The organism is Streptomyces sp. NPDC050528, assembly GCF_044457795.1.
Taxonomy (GTDB): Bacteria; Actinomycetota; Actinomycetes; order Streptomycetales; family Streptomycetaceae; genus Streptomyces.
In genome coordinates this window covers 653,044-673,179 of the sequence record NZ_JBITHH010000001.1, presented here as the reverse complement: position 1 = coordinate 673,179, position 20,136 = coordinate 653,044, and the positions used below count along the sequence as shown (strand labels likewise).

Here is a 20,136-nt window from a genome sequence, read left to right as displayed (position 1 = left end):
CCCTCATCTCCTCCCCCCTTGCGCAGGGTCCCTAGTACGAGGCTCTGCTCCCCATACCGGCCCTACCTGCCACCCCTCGGTTCGCTCCCCTTCCCCACCCACAGCCCCCCGCCGTATACAGACCCCGCGTCCACATCCCGGAACCCCGGCCAAACCGGCTGGCCTACCCACCCCCCTCCTCCCATACGCTTGTCCCGTGACCCCCGTCGAGCTCTCCCGTACCGTGCTGCGCGCGGTGCGTCGTGCTGTCGAGGTCGGGGAGCTGCGCGTCGCCGTGCCGGAGAAGGCCTCCGTGACCGTGCCGGGGGCCGGCGGGTGCGGGGACTACGCCACCAACATCGCCCTCCAGCTCGCCCGGCCCGCCGGGAAGACCCCGCGCCGTGTCGCCGAGCTGCTGCGGCCGCATCTCGCCGAGGCACATGGCGTCAGCGGTGTCGAGATCACCGGGCCCGGGTTCCTCAACATCAGTCTCGGGAGTACGGCGTCCACCGCCCTCGTCGAGGAGATCCTGCGGCGCGGACCGCGCTACGGGTTCGTCGACGTGACCGAGCCCGGCACCAGCCATGACGCCCTCGCCGACCAGCACGGGTCCAGCGGCCCGGATGCGTCCACCGGCCAGCCCGTCTCCACCAGCTCGAACGTGCCCACCGGCGAGCACGGCTCCAGAGGCCCTGACGCGCCCACCGCCCAGCCAGCCGCCGCCAGCCCGGACGCGTCCACCGGCGAGCACGGCTCCAGCGCCCCGACCGTGCCCACCAGCAAGCCCGCTTCCCTCAGCCCGAACGCCCCCACCGCCCAGCCCCCCTCCACCAGCCCAAACGCCCCCACCCACCCCAACGCCCCCACCCCCCACCACCCCCGCATCCCCTACCTCGTACAACTCCACGCCCCCCACGACCCACGCGCCCTCATCGTCATGGAAGTCCTCGCCCGCATCCTGCGTTCGCAAGGCTCCCTCGTCCGCACCAGTTGTGAGGCCCGGCCCGAGCCCGAGTGGGTGGACGTGCTCGGTGTTGAGGTCGATGCGTACGGCACTCCGGCGGCACCCGCCCCGCTCGACGTCAATGTGCGGCCCGTGCCGGTGTCCGCGCCCGCGGAACTCCTCGCTCTCGGCCGTGACGCCGCTCGTTGGGCTCTTCTGCGCACCGCCGGTCACGACCGGCCCCGTCTCAGCGCCGAGCTCCTTGTGCAGGGGGAGGGCAATCCTCTCTTCCGGGTCCGTTACGCCTACGCCCGCACCCGGGCCGTCAGTCGCAACGCCGCCGACCTCGGTTTCGCCGCCGCACCCGGTGACGTAGAACAAGACGCGCAAGAGGACGCCACCGCTCTCCTCGCCCGCCTCGCCGACCACCCCCGCCTCCTCACCCGCGCGGCAGCGCACCGCACCCCGGATCTGCTCGCCCGGCATCTGGTCGCCGTAGCCGATGCGACGCTTCCGTTCCTTGCCACGACGCTTCCGCTCGGGGACGAGAAACCCTTGGCCGCCCACCGTGCCCGGCTCGCGCTTGCCGAAGCTGCCGGGGTGGTGCTCGCCGGTGGCCTCTCCCTGCTCGGCATCGACGCACCCGAACACCTCTGAGCGCCACGAAGACAGCTGGACATCCACGATCTGCGCGCCAGGAAGAGACAGAAGAGACACGCCATGAGCCGTTCCGCACACCCCGCCGGTCCCCGGCACGCCGATGTTCTGCCCGAGGGGCACTACTCCGCCCCGGCCGCCGACCTCAACGAACTCGACCCCAAGGTGTGGGCGCAGACCGTCGGCCGCGACGCGGACGGTGTCGTCACCGTCGGCGGTGTCGACGTGAAGACGCTCGCCGAGCAGCACGGCACCCCGACCTACGTTCTCGACGAGGCCGATTTCCGGGAGCGCGCCCGCGCCTGGCGTACCGCCTTCGGGCAGGACGCCGACGTCTTCTACGCCGGCAAGGCGTTCCTGTCCCGTGCCGTCGTGCGGTGGTTGCACGAGGAGGGGCTGAATCTCGATGTGTGTTCCGGGGGTGAGCTCGCCACCGCCCTCTCCGCCGGGATGCCCGCCGACCGCATCGCCTTCCACGGCAACAACAAGTCCGTGAGCGAAATTACGCGGGCCGTCGACGCCGGTGTCGGGCGGATCGTTCTCGACTCCTTCCAGGAGATCGTGCGGGTCGCTCATATCGCGCAGTCCCTCGGCAAGCGGCAGCGCGTGCAGATCCGGATCACGGTCGGAGTCGAGGCGCACACGCACGAATTCATCGCCACCGCCCACGAGGACCAGAAGTTCGGGATTCCGCTGGCCGGGGGGCAGGCCGCCGAAGCCGTGCGGCGCGCCCTTCAGCTCGACGGGCTCGAACTCATCGGGATCCACTCGCACATCGGGTCGCAGATCTTCGACATGTCCGGGTTCGAGGTCGCGGCCCATCGTGTGGTCGGGCTGCTGAAGGCCGTTCGTGACGAGCACGGGGTCGAGCTTCCCGAGATCGACCTCGGGGGTGGGCTCGGGATCGCCTACACCAGCGACGACGATCCCCGCGAGCCGCACGAGATCGCCAAGGCGCTCACCGAGATCGTCACCCGCGAGTGCGAGTCCGCGAAGCTGCGGACTCCTCGTATCTCCGTCGAGCCGGGGCGCGCCATCGTCGGGCCGACCGCCTTCACGCTCTACGAGGTCGGCACCATCAAGCCCCTCGACGGGCTGCGGACGTATGTGTCGGTCGACGGAGGCATGTCCGACAACATCAGGACGGCTCTCTACGACGCCGAGTACAGCGTTGCCCTCGTCTCCCGCACCTCCGACGCCGAGCCCATGCTCACGCGCGTCGTCGGCAAGCACTGTGAGAGCGGGGACATCGTGGTCAAGGACGCCTTTCTGCCGGGGGACCTGGCGCCCGGTGATCTCATCGCCGTGCCCGCGACCGGTGCGTACTGCCGTTCCATGGCGAGCAATTACAACCATGTGCTCCGGCCGCCGGTCGTCGCCGTGAAGGATGGGGAGTCGCGGGTCATCGTGCGCCGGGAGACCGAGGAGGATCTCCTGCGTCTCGACGTCGGCTGAATAAGAGGAAGCAGGAAAGGGGTGGAAGATCTCCCGTCTTCCACCCCCGTAGAAATGAAATCGATGTCTCACGATCCGGACTCTGGATAGAAACTCCCGTCCGGTGAGTGAGACTGGTCCAACCGATGACGGTATGAGGAAACGAGGTCGGATGATGCGTACGCGTCCGCTGAAGGTGGCGCTGCTGGGCTGTGGAGTGGTCGGCTCAGAGGTGGCGCGCATCATGACGACGCACGCCGACGACCTCGCCGCCAGGATCGGCGCGCCCGTCGAGCTCGCGGGCGTCGCCGTACGGCGTCCCTCCAAGGTCCGCGAAGGCATCGACCCCGCCCTCGTCACCACCGACGCCACCGCCCTCGTCAAGCGCGGGGACATCGACGTCGTGGTCGAGGTCATCGGGGGTATCGAGCCCGCCCGATCCCTCATCACCACCGCCTTCGAGCACGGCGCCTCCGTCGTCTCCGCCAACAAGGCGCTGCTCGCCCAGGACGGCGCCGCGCTGCACGCCGCCGCCGAGCAGCAGGGGAGGGACCTCTATTACGAGGCCGCCGTCGCCGGTGCGATTCCCCTCATCCGGCCGCTGCGCGAGTCCCTCGCCGGCGACAAGGTCAACCGGGTGCTCGGGATCGTCAACGGCACCACCAACTTCATCCTCGACAAGATGGACTCGACGGGGGCGGGGTACCAGGAGGCCCTCGACGAGGCCACCGCGCTCGGGTACGCCGAGGCCGACCCCACCGCCGACGTCGAAGGCTTCGACGCCGCCGCCAAGGCCGCCATCCTCGCCGGAATCGCCTTCCACACGCGCGTGCGTCTCGACGACGTCTACCGCGAGGGCATGACCGAGGTCACCGCCTCCGACTTCGCCTCCGCGAAGAACATGGGCTGCACCATCAAGCTGCTCGCCATCTGCGAGCGGGCCGAGGACGGTGGCAGCGTCACCGCGCGCGTGCACCCCGCGATGATCCCGCTCAGCCACCCGCTCGCCTCCGTCCGCGGCGCCTACAACGCCGTGTTCGTCGAGTCCGACGCCTCCGGCCAGCTCATGTTCTACGGCCCCGGAGCGGGCGGCGCCCCCACCGCCTCCGCCGTGCTCGGCGACCTCGTCGCCGTGTGCCGCAACCGGCTCAACTCGACCACCGGGCCCGGCGAGTCGGCGTACGCCGCGCTCCCCGTGTCGGGCATGGGCGAGGTCGTCACGCGGTACCACATCAGCCTCGACGTCGCCGACAAACCGGGTGTTCTCGCACAGGTCGCCACCGTGTTCGCCGAGCACGGTGTCTCGATCGATACGGTTCGGCAGCAGGGGAAGGACGGCGAGGCATCCCTCGTCGTCGTCACGCACCGCGCGTCCGACGCCGCCCTGGGCGGGACCGTCGAGGCGTTGCGCAAGCTCGACACCGTGCGGGGTGTCGCCAGCATCATGCGGGTTGAAGGAGAGTAACCAGCAATGACCCACCAGTGGCGCGGAATCATCGAGGAGTACCGGGACCGGCTCCCGGTGTCCGACAGCACGCCGGTCGTCTCCCTCCGCGAGGGCGGCACGCCCCTCGTGCCCGCGCAGGTGCTCTCCGAGCGCACCGGCTGCGAGGTCCACCTCAAGGTGGAGGGCGCCAACCCCACCGGGTCCTTCAAGGACCGCGGTATGACCATGGCCATCACCCGGGCCAAGGAGGAGGGCGCGCAGGCCGTCATCTGCGCCTCCACCGGCAACACGTCGGCCTCCGCCGCCGCCTACGCCGTACGCGCCGGGATGGTCTGTGCCGTCCTCGTGCCGCGCGGCAAGATCGCGCTCGGCAAGATGGGCCAGGCCCTCGTGCACGGCGCGAAGATCCTCCAGGTCGACGGAAACTTCGACGACTGCCTCACCCTCGCGCGCGAGTTGAGCGACAACTACCCTGTGGCGCTGGTGAATTCGGTCAACCCGGTGCGCATCGAGGGCCAGAAGACGGCCGCCTTCGAGATCGTCGACATGCTCGGCGACGCGCCCGACGTCCACGTCCTGCCGGTGGGCAACGCGGGCAACATCACCGCGTACTGGAAGGGCTACAAGGAGTACGCCGGCGACGGCATCGCCGCGAAGACCCCGCGCATGTGGGGCTTCCAGGCGTCCGGTTCCGCGCCCATCGTGCGCGGCGAGATCGTCAAGGACCCCTCGACGATCGCCACCGCGATCCGCATCGGCAACCCCGCGTCCTGGCAGTTCGCGCTGGACGCGCGGGACGAGTCCGGCGGGTTCATCGACGAGGTGACGGACCGTGAGATCCTGCGCGCCTACCGGCTGTTGGCCGCGCAGGAGGGCGTTTTCGTCGAGCCCGCCTCGGCCGCTTCCGTCGCCGGTCTGCTGAAGGCGGCCGAGCAGGGCAAGGTCGACCCGGGCCAGACCATCGTCTGCACGGTGACCGGAAACGGTCTGAAGGACCCCGACTGGGCGGTCGCGGGCGCCCCGCAGCCCGTCACCGTCCCCGTCGACGCGGCCACGGCCGCCGAGCGGCTCGGACTCGCGTAAAGCCGTACCCCGTGCACCCCTCGTAGGAAGATCCCTACGGGGGGTGCACAGGGGGCTTACGACACGCATCGTGCGCCTCCTGTGCGCCCTATGTCGCCACAGAACCTTCCTTCGATAGGCTGTACCGAACCCGCCCGCCGCATATGCCTGCGCGCATGGCTCGGCACCGCGCCGTCTCCACGGCCCGAGGGTCTTCACGTACCTATCGGATGTCATCGAATTCCATCGAATGTCTTCGACAATCACGCAGCTCAAGGAGAGTCATCGAGCGATGGCCGGTCCAGCCTTCCGCGCCGCCGCCGTCCGGGTGCGCGTCCCCGCCACCAGCGCCAACCTCGGCCCGGGCTTCGACGCCTTCGGCCTCTCGCTGGGGCTCTACGACGACGTCGTCGTCCGTGTCGCCGACTCCGGGCTGCTCATCGACATCGCCGGCGAGGGCAGCGAGACCCTCCCGCGCGACGAGAACCACCTCCTCGTACGGGCCCTGCGCACCGCCTTCGACCTGCTCGGCGGACAGCCGCGCGGCCTCGAGATCGTCTGTGCCAACCGCATTCCGCACGGCCGCGGCCTGGGTTCCTCCTCCGCCGCCATCTGCGCCGGCATCGTCGCCGCGCGCGCCGTGACCATAGGCGGGGACTCCAAGCTCGACGACACGGCGCTGCTGGAACTCGCCACCGAGATCGAGGGCCACCCCGACAATGTCGCGGCCTGTCTGCTGGGCGGATTCACGCTCTCCTGGATGGACGGGGGAGCCGCGCGGGCGATCAGGATGGACCCGGCCGATTCCATCGTTCCGGTGGTTTTCGTGCCCGGAAAGCCGGTGCTCACCGAGACCGCGCGCGGCCTGCTCCCGCGCAGCGTCCCGCACGTCGACGCCGCCGCCAACGCGGGCCGCGCCGCCCTGCTCGTCGAGGCGCTCACGCGACGCCCCGAGCTGCTGCTGCCCGCCACCGAGGACCGGCTGCACCAGGAATACCGCGCTCCGGCGATGCCCGAAAGCGCCGCGCTCGTCGACCGGTTGAGGGCGGACGGAGTTCCCGCCGTCATTTCCGGCGCCGGACCGACCGTGCTCGCACTGGTCGACGCCGACAACGCGGACAAGGTGTCCCACCTCGCCGGCGAGGGCTGGGCCGCCAACCGGCTGGATCTCGACGCACAGGGCGCGTGTGTACTTCCGCTCGCGGCCCCCGGCGTCAATTGACTACGTACCGTCGCCGGATTTCGAGAGGGGGAATGTTTGTTGGATCCGGTAGTGTTAATCTCAAGTCTGCACCCGACCCCACCATGGCGAGGTGCTTGTTGTCCCCGTCCGGGACAGACATTCTTCCGGGAGCCTCCCAAGCCGCACTGTGTTTCGTACGACGTACGCGGGCAGTACCTCGTACGCGGACACTGAGCGGTTCGCCGGGCACGCTCCGGAAGCCGGGCAAGCTCCGGAATTGGTGCCACCAAGCCACGTGACACAGACACTCGGTGCCACTGCTTCGGGAAGCGCCGTCACCAGCAATCTCTTCCGCCGCTTAGGCGGACCACCGCCCCGGCACGGTTCACACAGCAAGAACCGAAGCCGGACAGCACAACCGGTCGCCGAGCCAGACAGGCCGACGTCCGCTCCAGGGAAGGACCCTTCGTGAGCGACACCACCGATCTGATGGGCGCACGTGTCGAGGAGACCGCTGCCGCGCCCGCCACGGACGCCTCCGCGCCTGCCACCGGTGCCGGCTCCCGGCGGCGCCGCGGTACCGGCCTCGACGGCATGGTGCTGGCCGAGCTGCAGCAGGTCGCATCCGGCCTCGGCATCAGGGGCACCGCGCGGATGCGCAAGAGCCAGCTGATCGAGGTCATCAAGGACGCGCAGGCGGGCGGTGGTTCTTCGGCCAAGGCCGAGACCGCCACCGAGAGCAAGCCGAAGCGCCGCGCCACCTCCAAGACCCGTACGGGCGACGAGGCGGTCGCCCCGGCCGAGCAGAAGGCCGAGAAGGTCGCCGCCGAGAAGGCCGTGGCCCAGCAGCAGATCGAGATCCCCGGCCAGCCCGCCAGCGATGATGCGCCCGTTGAGCGCCGTCGTCGCCGTGCGACCGCCGAGGCCGGCAGCCCCGAGACGATCACCGCCGAGGCGAAGAGCGAGCCGAAGGCCGAGACGCCCGCCGCCGCGCAGGGCGAGGCCCGGGGCGACGCCGGTGACGACGGCCGTCAGGGCCGCCGGGACCGCCGTGACCGCGACCGCGGTGGCCGTCAGGACCGCCAGGACCGCGACCGCGGCGACCGTCGCAAGGACAACGAGCAGCAGGGCGGCGGCCAGCAGCAGGGCGGCGGCCGTCAGGACCGCCAGCAGGGCGGTCAGCAGCAGGACCGTCAGCAGCAGGGCGGCGGCCGCCAGGACCGTCAGGACCGGCAGCAGCGCGACAACGGCCCGCAGGACGACGACGACTTCGAGGGCGGCCGGCGCGGCCGTCGCGGCCGGTACCGGGACCGCCGGGGCCGTCGCGGACGCGACGAGTTCGGTGGCGGTGCCGCGGGCGAGCCGCAGGTCGCCGACGACGATGTGCTGATCCCCGTCGCGGGCATCCTCGACATCCTCGACAACTACGCGTTCATCCGGACCTCCGGCTACCTGCCGGGCCCGAACGACGTGTACGTCTCCCTCGCCCAGGTCCGCAAGAACGGCCTGCGCAAGGGCGACCACGTCACCGGCGCGGTCCGTCAGCCCAAGGACGGCGAGCGCCGCGAGAAGTTCAACGCGCTGGTCCGCCTCGACTCGGCGAACGGCATGGGTGCCGAATCCGGGCGCGGGCGGCCGGAGTTCAACAAGCTGACGCCGCTGTACCCGCAGGACCGGCTCCGCCTGGAGACCGACCCGGGTGTGCTGACGACCCGCATCATCGACCTCGTCGCGCCGATCGGCAAGGGCCAGCGCGGTCTGATCGTGGCCCCGCCGAAGACCGGCAAGACCATGATCATGCAGGCGATCGCCAACGCGATCACGCACAACAACCCCGAGTGCCACCTGATGGTCGTCCTGGTCGACGAGCGTCCCGAAGAGGTCACCGACATGCAGCGGTCGGTGAAGGGCGAGGTCATCTCCTCGACCTTCGACCGTCCCGCCGAGGACCACACCACGGTCGCCGAGCTCGCCATCGAGCGTGCCAAGCGGTTGGTGGAGCTGGGCCACGACGTCGTCGTCCTGCTCGACTCGATCACGCGTCTGGGCCGTGCGTACAACCTCGCGGCGCCCGCCTCCGGCCGCATCCTCTCCGGTGGTGTCGACTCCACGGCGCTGTACCCGCCCAAGCGCTTCTTCGGTGCCGCGCGCAACATCGAGGACGGCGGTTCGCTGACCATCCTCGCCACGGCGCTCGTCGACACGGGTTCGCGCATGGACGAGGTCATCTTCGAGGAGTTCAAGGGCACGGGCAACGCCGAGCTGAAGCTCGACCGGAAGCTCGCGGACAAGCGCATCTTCCCGGCGGTGGACGTCGACGCGTCCGGTACCCGTAAGGAAGAAATCCTGCTCGGCAGCGACGAGTTGGCTGTCACCTGGAAGCTGCGGCGGGTGCTGCACGCACTTGACCAGCAGCAGGCGATCGAGCTGCTCCTCGACAAGATGAAGCAGACGAAGTCGAATGCGGAGTTCCTGCTTCAGATTCAGAAGACGACTCCTGGCAACGGCGACTGAGGCAAGTCAGCGTTATCAAAGGGCCGCCCCCTGTTAAGGGGGCGGCCCTTTGGGTTGTCAGTGAGTCGCTGTACGATCGCGCCCTTCGGACCTGCTTTCGACAGTCGTCCGAACTTCTGATCCCGAGGGGGGACTTGAGTGGGTACGCCCATGCCTGGGGCCGGTCGGCACAGACGCCGGATACGTTTTGGCCTGCCTGTCGCCGCGGCCGGTATCGCCGCCGCCGTGACCGCCGCACTGATGACGACGTCCGCCGGCGCGGCCACCGCGCTGCCGACGCCGACCGTGAAGCCCGCCGTGAGCACGACGTCGCTCGCCACGCTGAAGAAGCGCGTCGCGGGCGCCGAAGCCGGTGACGACATCGCCGGGGAGAAGACCAAGAAGGCCTCCCTGAGCGCGAGCACCACCGGCACGGCCGTCAGCCCGAAGATCATCGGCGGCACGACGACCACCATCAACACCGCGCCGTTCATGGCGCAGCTCTGGTACTACGACGACAAGGGCACCGCCACCGAGGACGACGACCTCGGCTTCTTCTGCGGTGGCTCGGTCATCTCGCCGTCGAAGATCCTGACGGCCGGGCACTGCACCAAGGACGAGCACGGCAAGGCCTACGACTGGGCCAAGTACGGCGCCGTCGTCACCAGCGCCACCGTGCTGCCGACCAGCACGACGGACGCCGACGGCACTGTCACCACCGACCTGCACGGCGGCCAGGCCACCGCGGTCCTGCGCCAGTGGACCCACCCGTCGTACAGCCCGACGACCATCGACAACGACATCGCGGTCCTCACCCTGGCGGCCCCCGTCAAGGCGACCCCGATCCGCATGACGACGAACACCGACACGGCGTCGTACACGGGCACGGCGGCCAAGACCGCCAAGGTCTACGGCTGGGGCCGCACCAGCTCCCAGACCGACGACCTCTCCGAGACGCTGAAGACGGCCACGCTGCCGATCCAGTCGGACGCCACCTGCACCGGCACCTACGGCAGCCTCGTCATCAAGGCCCACATGGTCTGCGCGGGCACGCCCGCCACCGGCAGCGACACCGGTACGACGGCGATCTGCAACGGCGACTCCGGCGGCCCGCTGGTCGTCGGCGGCCGGATCGTCGGCGTCGTCTCCTGGAGCGGCGACGACGGTGACGCCACCACGGTCAACGACTGCGTCGTCGAGGGCTCCTACGGCGTCTTCACGAAGGTCAGCGCCTACGTCGGCGCCGCCTACGCGCAGGTCGACGACGGCAACCTGAGCTACAGCGACAACAAGGCCGACATCTACGCCCGCAAGTCCTCCACCAAGGTGGGCTACGAGCTGGACTCCAAGGGCACCTCGCTGGCCACGCGCATCTCCCTGGGCGACTGGGGCGGCGTCAACCTGGTCCGCTCGGCCGACCTGAACCGGGACGGCTACCAGGACTGGATCTACCGGACCACCGCCGGCGCGGTCTACTGGGACCACTTCCAGCTCAACAGCGCGCGGGACGACGGCAGTTGGGTCAGCACGAAGATCTTCGCCAACTGGAAGACCCGCACCCGGATCATCGCCCCCGGCGATGTCACCGGCGACTACCTGCCCGACCTGGTCTCGGTCGACAGCGCCGGTGTGCTGTGGATCTACCCGGGCAAGGGCAACGGCACCTTCGGCTCGCCGTCGCGGGTCGGCGGGGGCTGGAGCCAGTACAACACGCTGGTCGGTCACGGCGACTTCAACGGTGACGGCAAGGCCGACCTGCTCGCCCGCAACAAGAGCACCGGCGTCGTCTACCTGTACAAGGGCGCCGGCAAGTCCGGCACGGGTGCCTTCGCGGCCCGCGTGAAGGTGCGCACCTGGGGCAGCTACAACGCGTTCGACGCGGTCGGCGACTTCACCGGCGACGGCAAGGCGGACCTCCTGATCCGCAACGCGAGCAACACGCTGTACGTCTACCCGGGCACCGGCAAGGCCACCAGCGAGATCTTCGGCACACCGAAGTCGCTCGGCACCGGTTTCCAGCAGTACGACATCTTCGGCTGAAATCGCAGGTGAGCGGGGGCATAACCCGCTGAATTGACTACACAGAGTGCCCATCGCCCTACGCGATGGGCACTCTGCGTTGTGCAACCCTTTCCCGAGTTTCCCTGTCTGACCTGGCGGAGCGACCATAGAGCGAGGATTGAGCGCTATCAGTCGCTTCGGCCAGGCCTGACCCTGAAAGCAGGGGGTAACCGACCCGGAACGAGATGCGAGGAGCCCATGTCCGCCGAGAGCACGCCGGAGCCCGCCATACCGGGCAAGGACGGCAACGACGGCCCGCGCCACCGCGCCGGAGGCCGTAAGAAGGAGCGCAGTCCGCGTCACAAGGCCCTGCTGATCACGGCCTGGGTCGCGGCCGGCGTCGTCGTGCTGGGCGGCACCGGCGCCGGGTACGTGTACTTCAAGCTCAACGGCAACATCAAGACCGTCGACATCAACCAGGCCCTCGGCACCGACCGGCCGGTCAAGGTCGACAACGGCTCGGAGAACATCCTGGTCCTGGGCTCGGACAGCCGCTCCGGCACGAACAAGAAGCTCGGCGGCGGCACCGACGACGGCAGCGCCCGCTCCGACACCGCGATGATCATCCACGTCTACAAGGGCCACAAGAAGGCCAGCGTGGTCTCCATCCCGCGCGACACCCTCGTCGACCGCCCCGAGTGCACCGACGCCAAGGGCGTCACCCATGACGCGGCATCCGGCGTGATGTTCAACGAGGCGTACTCCACCGGCGGCGCCGCCTGCACGGTCAAGACCGTCGAGTCCGTCACCGGCCTGCGCATGGACCACTACCTGGAAGTCGACTTCCAGGGCTTCGAGAAGCTCATCGACGAACTGGGCGGCGTCCCGGTCACCACCACCAAGGCCATCAAGGACCCGCAGAGCCACCTGAACCTCAAGGCCGGCACCCACACGCTCAACGGCCAGCAGGCCCTCGGCCTGGTCCGCACCCGCCACGGCGTGGGCGACGGTTCCGACCTCGGCCGCATCCAGCTCCAGCAGGCCTTCATCAAGGCCCTGGTCAACCAGGTCAAGCACATCGGCGTCCTCACCAGCCCGACCAAGCTCTACGACCTCGCCAACACCGCCACCAAGGCCGTCACCACCGACTCCGACCTCGGCTCCGTGAACTCCCTCACGTCCTTCGCCAACGGCCTCAAGACCATCAGCTCCAAGAACATGACCATGGTCACGATGCCCGTCGAATACGACCCGGCCAACCCGAACCGGGTGATCGTGGAGAAGACGAAGGCCCAGATGGTGTGGACGGCCCTGAAGAACGACCGCCCGATCCCAGCGGCGGCGACCAAGGGCACGGCAACAGGCGAAGCCAAGGGCGTCGTAACAGCTGGCTAGAGGGCAACCCCTTAAGGGGCGCGGGGAACTGCGCGACAAGCCCCCACCGGCCCGCAGGGAATAGACAACGCGAACCCCCGGTTTTGGGAGATGGCTCCAGTGCTGGCAGACTGGTACGTCGGCCCCGGTTCACGCCCCGCAACCCGCGAAGCGACCCGGCGCCCTCCCGAAACTAGGAGACACCCTTGAAGCGCGAGATCCACCCCGAGTACGTCGAGACCCAGGTCAGCTGCACCTGTGGCGCGTCGTTCACCACCCGCAGCACGATCACGAGCGGCAACATCCGCGCGGAGGTCTGCTCCGAGTGCCACCCGTTCTACACGGGCAAGCAGAAGATCCTCGACACCGGTGGCCGCGTGGCCCGCTTCGAGGCCCGCTTCGGCAAGGCTGCTGCCGGCTCCAAGAAGTAGCGAGCTCCATTTCGCCGGTCCACGGCCACGCCCTTTTTTCGGCGTGCCGGGACCGGCGTTTTTGGTCGCCCGCCTTCCCTTTCTTCACCGCATTTCAGGAGCCCAAGATGTTCGAGGCTGTCGAGGACCTCATCGGCGAGCACGCCGACCTTGAGACGAAGCTCGCCGACCCGTCGGTCCACGCCGACCAGGCCAACGCGCGCAAGCTGAACAAGCGCTACGCCGAGCTCACCCCGATCGTCGCCACGTACCGCTCCTGGAAGCAGACCGGCGACGACATCGAGACCGCGCGTGAACTCGGCGCCGACGACCCGGAGTTCGCGGCCGAGGTCAAGGAGCTGGAGAAGCACCGGGACGAGATCACGGAGAAGCTGCGCCTTCTTCTCGTACCGCGCGACCCCAGCGACGACAAGGACGTCATCCTGGAGATCAAGGCGGGCGCCGGCGGTGACGAGTCCGCGCTGTTCGCGGGTGACCTGCTGCGCATGTATCTGCGGTACGCCGAGCGCATCGGCTGGAAGACCGAGATCATCGACGCCACCGAGTCCGAACTGGGCGGCTACAAGGACGTCCAGGTCGCCGTGAAGACCAAGGGCGGCAACGGCGCGACCGAGCCCGGCCAGGGTGTCTGGGCCCGTCTGAAGTACGAGGGCGGAGTGCACCGCGTGCAGCGCGTGCCGGCGACCGAGTCCGCGGGCCGTATCCACACCTCGGCGGCCGGTGTCCTGGTCACCCCCGAGGCGGAGGAGGTCGACGTCGAGATCAACCCGAACGACCTCCGCATCGACGTCTACCGTTCGTCCGGTCCCGGCGGGCAGTCCGTCAACACGACCGACTCCGCGGTCCGCATCACGCACATTCCGACCGGAGTCGTCGCTTCCTGCCAGAACGAGAAGAGCCAGCTGCAGAACAAGGAGCAGGCACTGCGTATCCTGCGCTCCAGGCTGCTCGCCGCGGCGCAGGAGGAGGCGGAGCGCAACGCCGCCGACGCCCGCCGCAGCCAGGTCCGCACGGTCGACCGCTCCGAGAAGATCCGTACGTACAACTTCCCGGAGAACCGCATCTCCGACCACCGCGTCGGATTCAAGGCGTACAACCTGGACCAGGTCCTCGACGGCGACCTCGACGCGATGATCCAGGCTTGCGTGGACGCGGACTCGGCCGCCAAGCTCGCGGCGGCGTAGTACACGGCACGCACGGCACACTCGGCACGGACGAGTACGACACGGAGGACTTGCGTGAACCTGCTGCTCGCAGAGGTGGCCCAGGCCACCCAGCGGCTGGCCGACGCCGGCGTGCCCTCGCCGCGCAACGACGCGGAGGAGCTCGCCGCGTTCGTGCACGGTGTGAAGCGGGGCGAGCTGCACTCCGTGAAGGACGTGGACTTCGACGCCCGCTACTGGGAGACCATCGCCCGGCGCGAGCAGCGTGAGCCGCTCCAGCACATCACCGGCCGCGCCTTCTTCCGCTACCTGGAACTCCAGGTCGGGCCGGGGGTGTTCGTGCCGCGCCCCGAGACCGAGTCGGTCGTCGGCTGGGCCATAGACGCGGTCCGCGCGATGGACGTCGTAGAGCCGCTGATCGTGGACCTCTGCACCGGCTCCGGCGCCATCGCGCTCGCCCTCGCGCAGGAGGTCCCGCGCTCGCGCGTCCACGCCGTGGAGCTGTCCGAGGACGCCCTCCAGTGGACCCGCAAGAACATGGAGGGGTCGAGGGTCGACCTGCGGCAGGGCAATGCCCTGGACGCGTTCCCCGACCTCGACGGCCATGTCGACCTGGTCATCTCCAACCCGCCGTACATCCCCCTCACGGAGTGGGAGTACGTCGCTCCCGAGGCGCGGGACTACGACCCCGAACTCGCCCTGTTCTCAGGGGAGGACGGCCTCGACCTGATCCGCGGCATCGAACGCACCGCACACCGGCTTCTCCGTCCGGGCGGTGTCGTCGTCATCGAGCACGCCGACACCCAGGGTGGCCAGGTGCCGTGGATCTTCACCGAGGAACGCGGCTGGGCCGACGCGGCCGACCACCCCGACCTCAACAACCGCCCGCGCTTCGCGACCGCCCGCCGGGCTACGCCATGACCGGCGCCCCGACTTTCGACCCGCAGCAGTACGTGTACGAGGAGGCCCGCTAGATATGGCACGGCGATACGACACCAATGACGCGACCGACCGCACGACGGGTCTGCGCGAGGCCGCGTCCGCCGTCCGCCGGGGCGAACTCGTGGTCCTGCCGACCGACACGGTCTACGGCATCGGGGCCGACGCGTTCTCCTCGGAGGCCGTCGCCGATCTCCTGGACGCCAAGGGCCGGGGCCGCAACATGCCCACCCCCGTCCTCATCGGCTCCCCGAACACGCTGCACGGTCTCGTCACGGACTTCTCCGAGCTGGCCTGGGAACTCGTCGACGCGTTCTGGCCGGGCGCCCTCACGCTGGTCGCCAAGCACCAGCCGTCCCTGCAGTGGGACCTGGGGGACACCCGGGGCACGGTCGCCGTCCGCATGCCGCTGCACCCCGTCGCGATCGAGCTGCTGACCGAGGTCGGCCCGATGGCGGTCTCCTCGGCGAACCTCACCGGGCACCCCTCGCCGGAGGACTGCGACGCGGCCCAGGAGATGCTCGGCGACTCCGTCTCCGTGTACCTCGACGGCGGCCCGACGCCCGGCAACGTGCCGTCGTCGATCGTCGACGTCACGCGCGAGGTCCCGCTGCTGCTGCGCGCGGGCGCGATCTCGGCGGAGGAGCTGCGGAAGGTCGTACCCGACCTCGAGGTGGCGAATTGACAGCCCCTGACGCGGGGCGTGGCATAGGCAACGGGGAAGTGACGGGGACCTTCGGGCTTCCCATGGACAGCTTCCGCATCCTCCACGTCAGCACCGGCAACGTGTGCCGCTCGCCGATCACCGAGCGGCTGACCCGTCATGCCCTGGCGGACCGGCTCGGCGACCCGCTGTGGGGCGGGCTGATCGTGGAGAGCGCCGGCACGTGGGGCCATGAGGGTGCGCCCATGGAGACCAACGCGGCGACCGTCCTCACCGACTTCGGCGCGGACCCCTCCGGGTTCACCGGCCGTGAGCTGCTCGACGACCACGTGATCCGCGCCGACCTGGTCCTGACGGCCACCCGGGACCACCGCGCCCAGGTCATCTCGATGGGCCACTCGGCGGGCCTGCGCACCTTCACCCTCAAGGAGTTCACCCGCCTGGTGAAGGCGATAGACCCCGCGACCCTGCCGCCCCTGGAGGACGGCATGGTGGCCCGCGCCCGCGCCCTGGTCCGCGCGGCAGCGGCCCTCCGAGGCTGGCTCCTGGCCCCCACGGCAGAGGCGGACGAGGTCTTCGACCCCTACGGCGCCCCCCTCCCGTTCTTCCGCTCCATCGGCGACGAGATAAACCAGGCGATCGATCCTGTGGTCACGGCGTTGACGGGTGTGCCCGCGCGGACGTGATGCGTCGGTCGTGGTTCACGGGTGTAGCTGCGCGGACTTGATCCGGCGATCGACCCGATGGTCACCGCGCTCACAGGCGTACCCGCGAACACCTGGCGACGGCCGCGCGTCCCACCCCACCCGGGCCTACATTGGACGTACGTCACCGTCGACGCCCGGAGTCTGCCATGTCGGTCACCCCTGTCCTTGAGGCCGATGTCCTGCGTCGGCAGGACCCCGAGCTGGCCGAGATCCTGCTCGGGGAGCTGGCGCGGCAGTCGACGACGCTTCAGCTGATCGCCGCCGAGAACTTCACCTCGCCCGCCGTGCTGGCCGCGCTCGGCTCCCCGCTCGCCAACAAGTACGCCGAGGGATACCCCGGCGCCCGCCACCACGGCGGCTGCGAGATCGTCGACGTCGCCGAGCGCGTCGCCGTAGAACGGGCGAAGGCGCTGTTCGGGGCCGAGCACGCCAACGTGCAGGCGCATTCCGGGTCTTCGGCCGTGCTGGCCGCCTACGCCGCGCTGCTGCGGCCCGGTGACACCGTCCTCGCGCTCGGGCTGCCGTACGGCGGGCATCTCACGCACGGGTCGCCCGCGAACTTCTCGGGGCGGTGGTTCGACTTCGTCGGGTACGGCGTCGATGCCGAGACCGGGATCGTCGATTACGCGCAGGTGCGTTCCCTCGCCCGTACGCATCGGCCCAAGGCGATCGTGTGCGGGTCCATCGCCTATCCCCGGCACATCGACTACGCCCTCTTCCGCGAGGTCGCCGACGAGGTGGGCGCCTATCTCATCGCCGACGCCGCGCATCCCATCGGCCTCGTCGCCGGGGGAGCGGCGCCGAATCCGGTGCCGTACGCCGATGTCGTCTGTGCCACCACGCACAAGGTGCTGCGCGGGCCGCGCGGCGGGATGCTGCTGTGTGGTGCGGAACTGGCCGAGCGGGTCGATCGGGCGGTTTTTCCGTTCACGCAGGGCGGGGCGCAGATGCACACCGTCGCCGCCAAGGCCGTCGCGTTCGGCGAGGCGGCCACCCCCGCCTTCACGGCGTACGCCCATCAGGTGGTCGCCAACGCACGGGTGCTCGCGGCCGGGCTGGCGGCGGAGGGCATGGTCGTCACCACCGGCGGTACCGACACCCACCTCATCACCGCCGACCCGCTGCCCCTCGGCGTCGACGGACGCGTCGCGCGGGGTCAACTCGCCGCCGCGGGAATGGTGTTGGACTGCTGCCCGCTCCCGCACGGGGACTCGCGCGGGCTGCGGCTGGGCACCGCCGCGGTGACCACGCAGGGCATGGGGGAGGGCGAGATGGCCGGCATCGCGGCGCTGATCGCGGGGGTGCTGCGCGGACGGGTCGACGCCAGGTCGGCCCGTGACGAAGTGCGGGATCTTGTGGGTGGATTCCTGCCCTATCCGGGCTGAACGGGGGTACGCGTACCCAGGTACACAGCCACACGTGCAACCATCGTCGCTACCCGGAAGTCCCCAACCATATGCGTCCCTCGCTAGGGTGTGGGGCTGTGATGGCCAGCGAGACCTGTGGGGAAGCCTGTGCGTGAATACCTGCTGACGCTCTGCGTGACGGCCGCGGTGACGTATCTGCTGACCGGGCCGGTGCGGAAGTTCGCGATCGTGGCCGGAGCGATGCCCGAGATCAGGGCCCGTGACGTGCACCGGGAACCCACTCCGCGGCTCGGCGGTATCGCCATGTTCTTCGGTCTGTGCGCCGGTCTGCTGGTCGCCGACCACCTGACCAACCTCAGCGAGGTCTTCCAGAACTCGAACGAGCCGCGCGCCCTGCTCTCCGGAGCGGCCCTGATCTGGCTGATCGGTGTCCTGGACGACAAGTTCGAGATCGACGCCCTGATCAAGCTCGGCGGCCAGATGATCGCCGCCGGCGTGATGGTCATGCAGGGTCTGACGATCCTGTGGCTGCCCATCCCGTTCGTCGGCAACGTGGCACTGACCCAGTGGCAGGGCACCCTGCTCACCGTCGCCCTGGTCGTCATCACCATCAACGCGGTCAACTTCGTCGACGGCCTCGACGGTCTCGCCTCCGGCATGGTCTGCATCGCCGCCGCCGCGTTCTTCCTGTACGCCTACCGGATCTGGTACTCGTACGGCATCGAGGCCGCCGCCCCGGCCACGCTCTTCTCCGCGATCCTGATGGGCATGTGCCTCGGCTTCCTGCCGCACAACATGCACCCCGCGCGGATCTTCATGGGCGACTCCGGCTCGATGCTGATCGGCCTGGTGCTGTCCGCGGGCGCGATCTCCATCACGGGACAGGTCGACCCGGACGCGCTCCAGCTGTTCCTGCACTCGGAGAAGGCGGCCGTGCACTCGACGGTGCCCGTCTACATCCCGCTGCTGCTGCCGCTGACGATCATCGCGGTGCCGGCCGCCGACCTGGTGCTGGCGATCGTGCGCCGTACCTGGCGGGGCCAGTCGCCGTTCGCCGCGGACCGCGGCCATCTGCACCACCGGCTCCTGGAGATCGGCCACTCGCACAGCCGGGCGGTGCTGATCATGTACTTCTGGTCGGCGCTGATCGCGTTCGGCGCCCTGGCCTACTCGGTCAACTCGGCCTCGATGTGGATCGTCCTCGGCATCGTCTTCCTGAGCGCGATCGGGCTCGTGCTGCTTCTGCTGCCGCGCTTCACGCCGCGTGCGCCGCGCTGGGCCGAGCACCTGGTGCCGCCGCGATATCGCCGTCGCAGGGCCGCAGTTGACCCGGTCGTGGTGTTGGCGGAGGAAGACCGTGACCCGCGTCCTCCGGTTGTCACCGGAGTGTCAGGAGTCAACGGGGCGACCGCGATCGGCCCCCGTTCACGCCTTCTTGACGGACGTCAAGCGGAGTCCTCGCGCTGACGCCAAGGTAAGAATCTGACTAAAGCGTTGCCATCTCGTGGGCAGACAAAGCACCCCTATACCAGACAAGTTGGCCGCTATTTTGCACAGACGCGCACTGTCACTCTCATGTGTGACAGCAAGCACACCTTCTAGGTAAAGACCGCATCAAATAGTTTGTGATACGGTTCACGAGAACCCGGGACAGAGCCGAAGGACCCTAGTGCGACGGTCCATTGGCGTGAGGTTCTCTCTCATCCCGGGACTACGCTCGTCCATGACGACACGCCCCCCTTAGCAAGCGGAGTTGCCGCCATGCCGTCCAATGACGCCCGGATTCTCCTTCAAGCCGCTGTGCCCACAGCTGCCGTCGGCGCGATTGCCGCCGTCGTCAGTGGTGTGGTCGCCGGCGGCAAAGGAGCTATTGGGGCAGCCGTTGCGACGCTGATCGTGATCCTCTTCATGGGAATCGGGCTCTACGTTCTGCAGCGCACTGCCAAATCGCTTCCGCACCTGTTCCAGGCGATGGGCCTCATGCTCTTCGCGGCGCAGATTCTTCTGCTGTTCATTTTCCTCGCCGCGTTCAAGCACACCACGCTGTTCAATCCCAAGGCCTTCGCGTTCACGCTGCTCGCCGGAACCATCATCTGGACCGCCGCGCAGACCCGTGCCCACATGAAGGCCAAAATCCTCTACGTCGAGCCCGAGAAGTCGGGGCATTCGTCGTGAGAGGTAGGGCCGGGATAAGAGCACGTAAGCGACCCTGCTATCGTCCGGTGCCAACTGCGGCATCGCGGGCGCGGGCATCTGAGCTGACGCCTGCTCAATCGCGAGGCTCGATGCCCC

The 20,136-nt window shown here is 69.2% G+C and carries 16 protein-coding genes; all 16 read left to right on the top strand.

Features of this window, described 5'->3' with window-relative positions:
- Positions 1-196 precede the first annotated feature (196 nt).
- Entirely contained in the window at positions 197-1,579 is a 1,383-nt protein-coding gene (nrtL, locus tag ACIBK4_RS03070; RefSeq protein WP_398991536.1) for an ArgS-related anticodon-binding protein NrtL, read from the top strand.
- Between the two features lie 63 nt (positions 1,580-1,642).
- Positions 1,643-3,034, top strand: a complete 1,392-nt coding sequence (lysA, locus tag ACIBK4_RS03065) for a diaminopimelate decarboxylase (RefSeq protein ID WP_398991534.1) — start codon at positions 1,643-1,645, stop codon at positions 3,032-3,034.
- 151 nt (positions 3,035-3,185) lie between these two features.
- The gene (locus tag ACIBK4_RS03060; RefSeq protein WP_398991532.1) at positions 3,186-4,478 is read left to right on the top strand and encodes a homoserine dehydrogenase; all 1,293 of its coding nucleotides are present in this window, start codon (positions 3,186-3,188) and stop codon (positions 4,476-4,478) included.
- Positions 4,479-4,484: 6 nt separating this feature from the next.
- Positions 4,485-5,543, top strand: coding sequence for a threonine synthase (gene thrC / locus ACIBK4_RS03055; protein ID WP_398991530.1), 1,059 nt, complete (start codon positions 4,485-4,487; stop codon positions 5,541-5,543).
- A 271-nt stretch (positions 5,544-5,814) separates the two neighbouring features.
- Positions 5,815-6,744 (top strand): homoserine kinase, encoded by a 930-nt coding sequence (gene thrB, locus ACIBK4_RS03050; RefSeq protein ID WP_398991528.1) that lies wholly within the window; start codon positions 5,815-5,817, stop codon positions 6,742-6,744.
- Between the two features lie 429 nt (positions 6,745-7,173).
- The gene (gene rho / locus ACIBK4_RS03045; RefSeq protein WP_398991526.1) at positions 7,174-9,219 is read left to right on the top strand and encodes a transcription termination factor Rho; all 2,046 of its coding nucleotides are present in this window, start codon (positions 7,174-7,176) and stop codon (positions 9,217-9,219) included.
- A gap of 150 nt (positions 9,220-9,369) precedes the next feature.
- Positions 9,370-11,238, top strand: coding sequence for a trypsin-like serine protease (locus ACIBK4_RS03040; protein WP_398991524.1), 1,869 nt, complete (start codon positions 9,370-9,372; stop codon positions 11,236-11,238).
- Positions 11,239-11,457: 219 nt separating this feature from the next.
- The gene (locus tag ACIBK4_RS03035) at positions 11,458-12,594 is read left to right on the top strand and encodes an LCP family protein (protein ID WP_398991522.1); all 1,137 of its coding nucleotides are present in this window, start codon (positions 11,458-11,460) and stop codon (positions 12,592-12,594) included.
- Positions 12,595-12,779: 185 nt separating this feature from the next.
- Entirely contained in the window at positions 12,780-13,004 is a 225-nt protein-coding gene (rpmE, locus tag ACIBK4_RS03030) for a 50S ribosomal protein L31 (protein ID WP_266772584.1), read from the top strand.
- A 107-nt stretch (positions 13,005-13,111) separates the two neighbouring features.
- Positions 13,112-14,188 (top strand): peptide chain release factor 1, encoded by a 1,077-nt coding sequence (prfA, locus tag ACIBK4_RS03025; protein ID WP_366433950.1) that lies wholly within the window; start codon positions 13,112-13,114, stop codon positions 14,186-14,188.
- Positions 14,189-14,242: 54 nt separating this feature from the next.
- On the top strand, positions 14,243-15,088 hold the full coding sequence (gene prmC, locus ACIBK4_RS03020) for a peptide chain release factor N(5)-glutamine methyltransferase (RefSeq protein ID WP_019073183.1): 846 nt from the start codon (positions 14,243-14,245) through the stop codon (positions 15,086-15,088).
- A 55-nt stretch (positions 15,089-15,143) separates the two neighbouring features.
- Positions 15,144-15,791 carry an L-threonylcarbamoyladenylate synthase gene (locus ACIBK4_RS03015; RefSeq protein ID WP_398991519.1) on the top strand — a complete coding sequence of 216 codons (648 nt, stop codon included), beginning with the start codon at positions 15,144-15,146 and terminating at the stop codon, positions 15,789-15,791.
- On the top strand, positions 15,788-16,456 hold the full coding sequence (locus ACIBK4_RS03010) for a low molecular weight phosphatase family protein (protein ID WP_043683118.1): 669 nt from the start codon (positions 15,788-15,790) through the stop codon (positions 16,454-16,456). Before ACIBK4_RS03015 ends, ACIBK4_RS03010 begins: the two co-directional genes overlap by 4 nt.
- A gap of 167 nt (positions 16,457-16,623) precedes the next feature.
- Positions 16,624-17,862: a serine hydroxymethyltransferase gene (gene glyA, locus ACIBK4_RS03005; protein WP_398991517.1), complete on the top strand. Its 1,239-nt coding sequence runs from the start codon at positions 16,624-16,626 to the stop codon at positions 17,860-17,862.
- Positions 17,863-17,991: 129 nt separating this feature from the next.
- The gene (locus tag ACIBK4_RS03000) at positions 17,992-19,311 is read left to right on the top strand and encodes an MraY family glycosyltransferase (RefSeq protein WP_366433952.1); all 1,320 of its coding nucleotides are present in this window, start codon (positions 17,992-17,994) and stop codon (positions 19,309-19,311) included.
- Between the two features lie 294 nt (positions 19,312-19,605).
- Positions 19,606-20,019: a hypothetical protein gene (locus ACIBK4_RS02995; RefSeq protein WP_366433953.1), complete on the top strand. Its 414-nt coding sequence runs from the start codon at positions 19,606-19,608 to the stop codon at positions 20,017-20,019.
- Positions 20,020-20,136 lie beyond the last annotated feature (117 nt).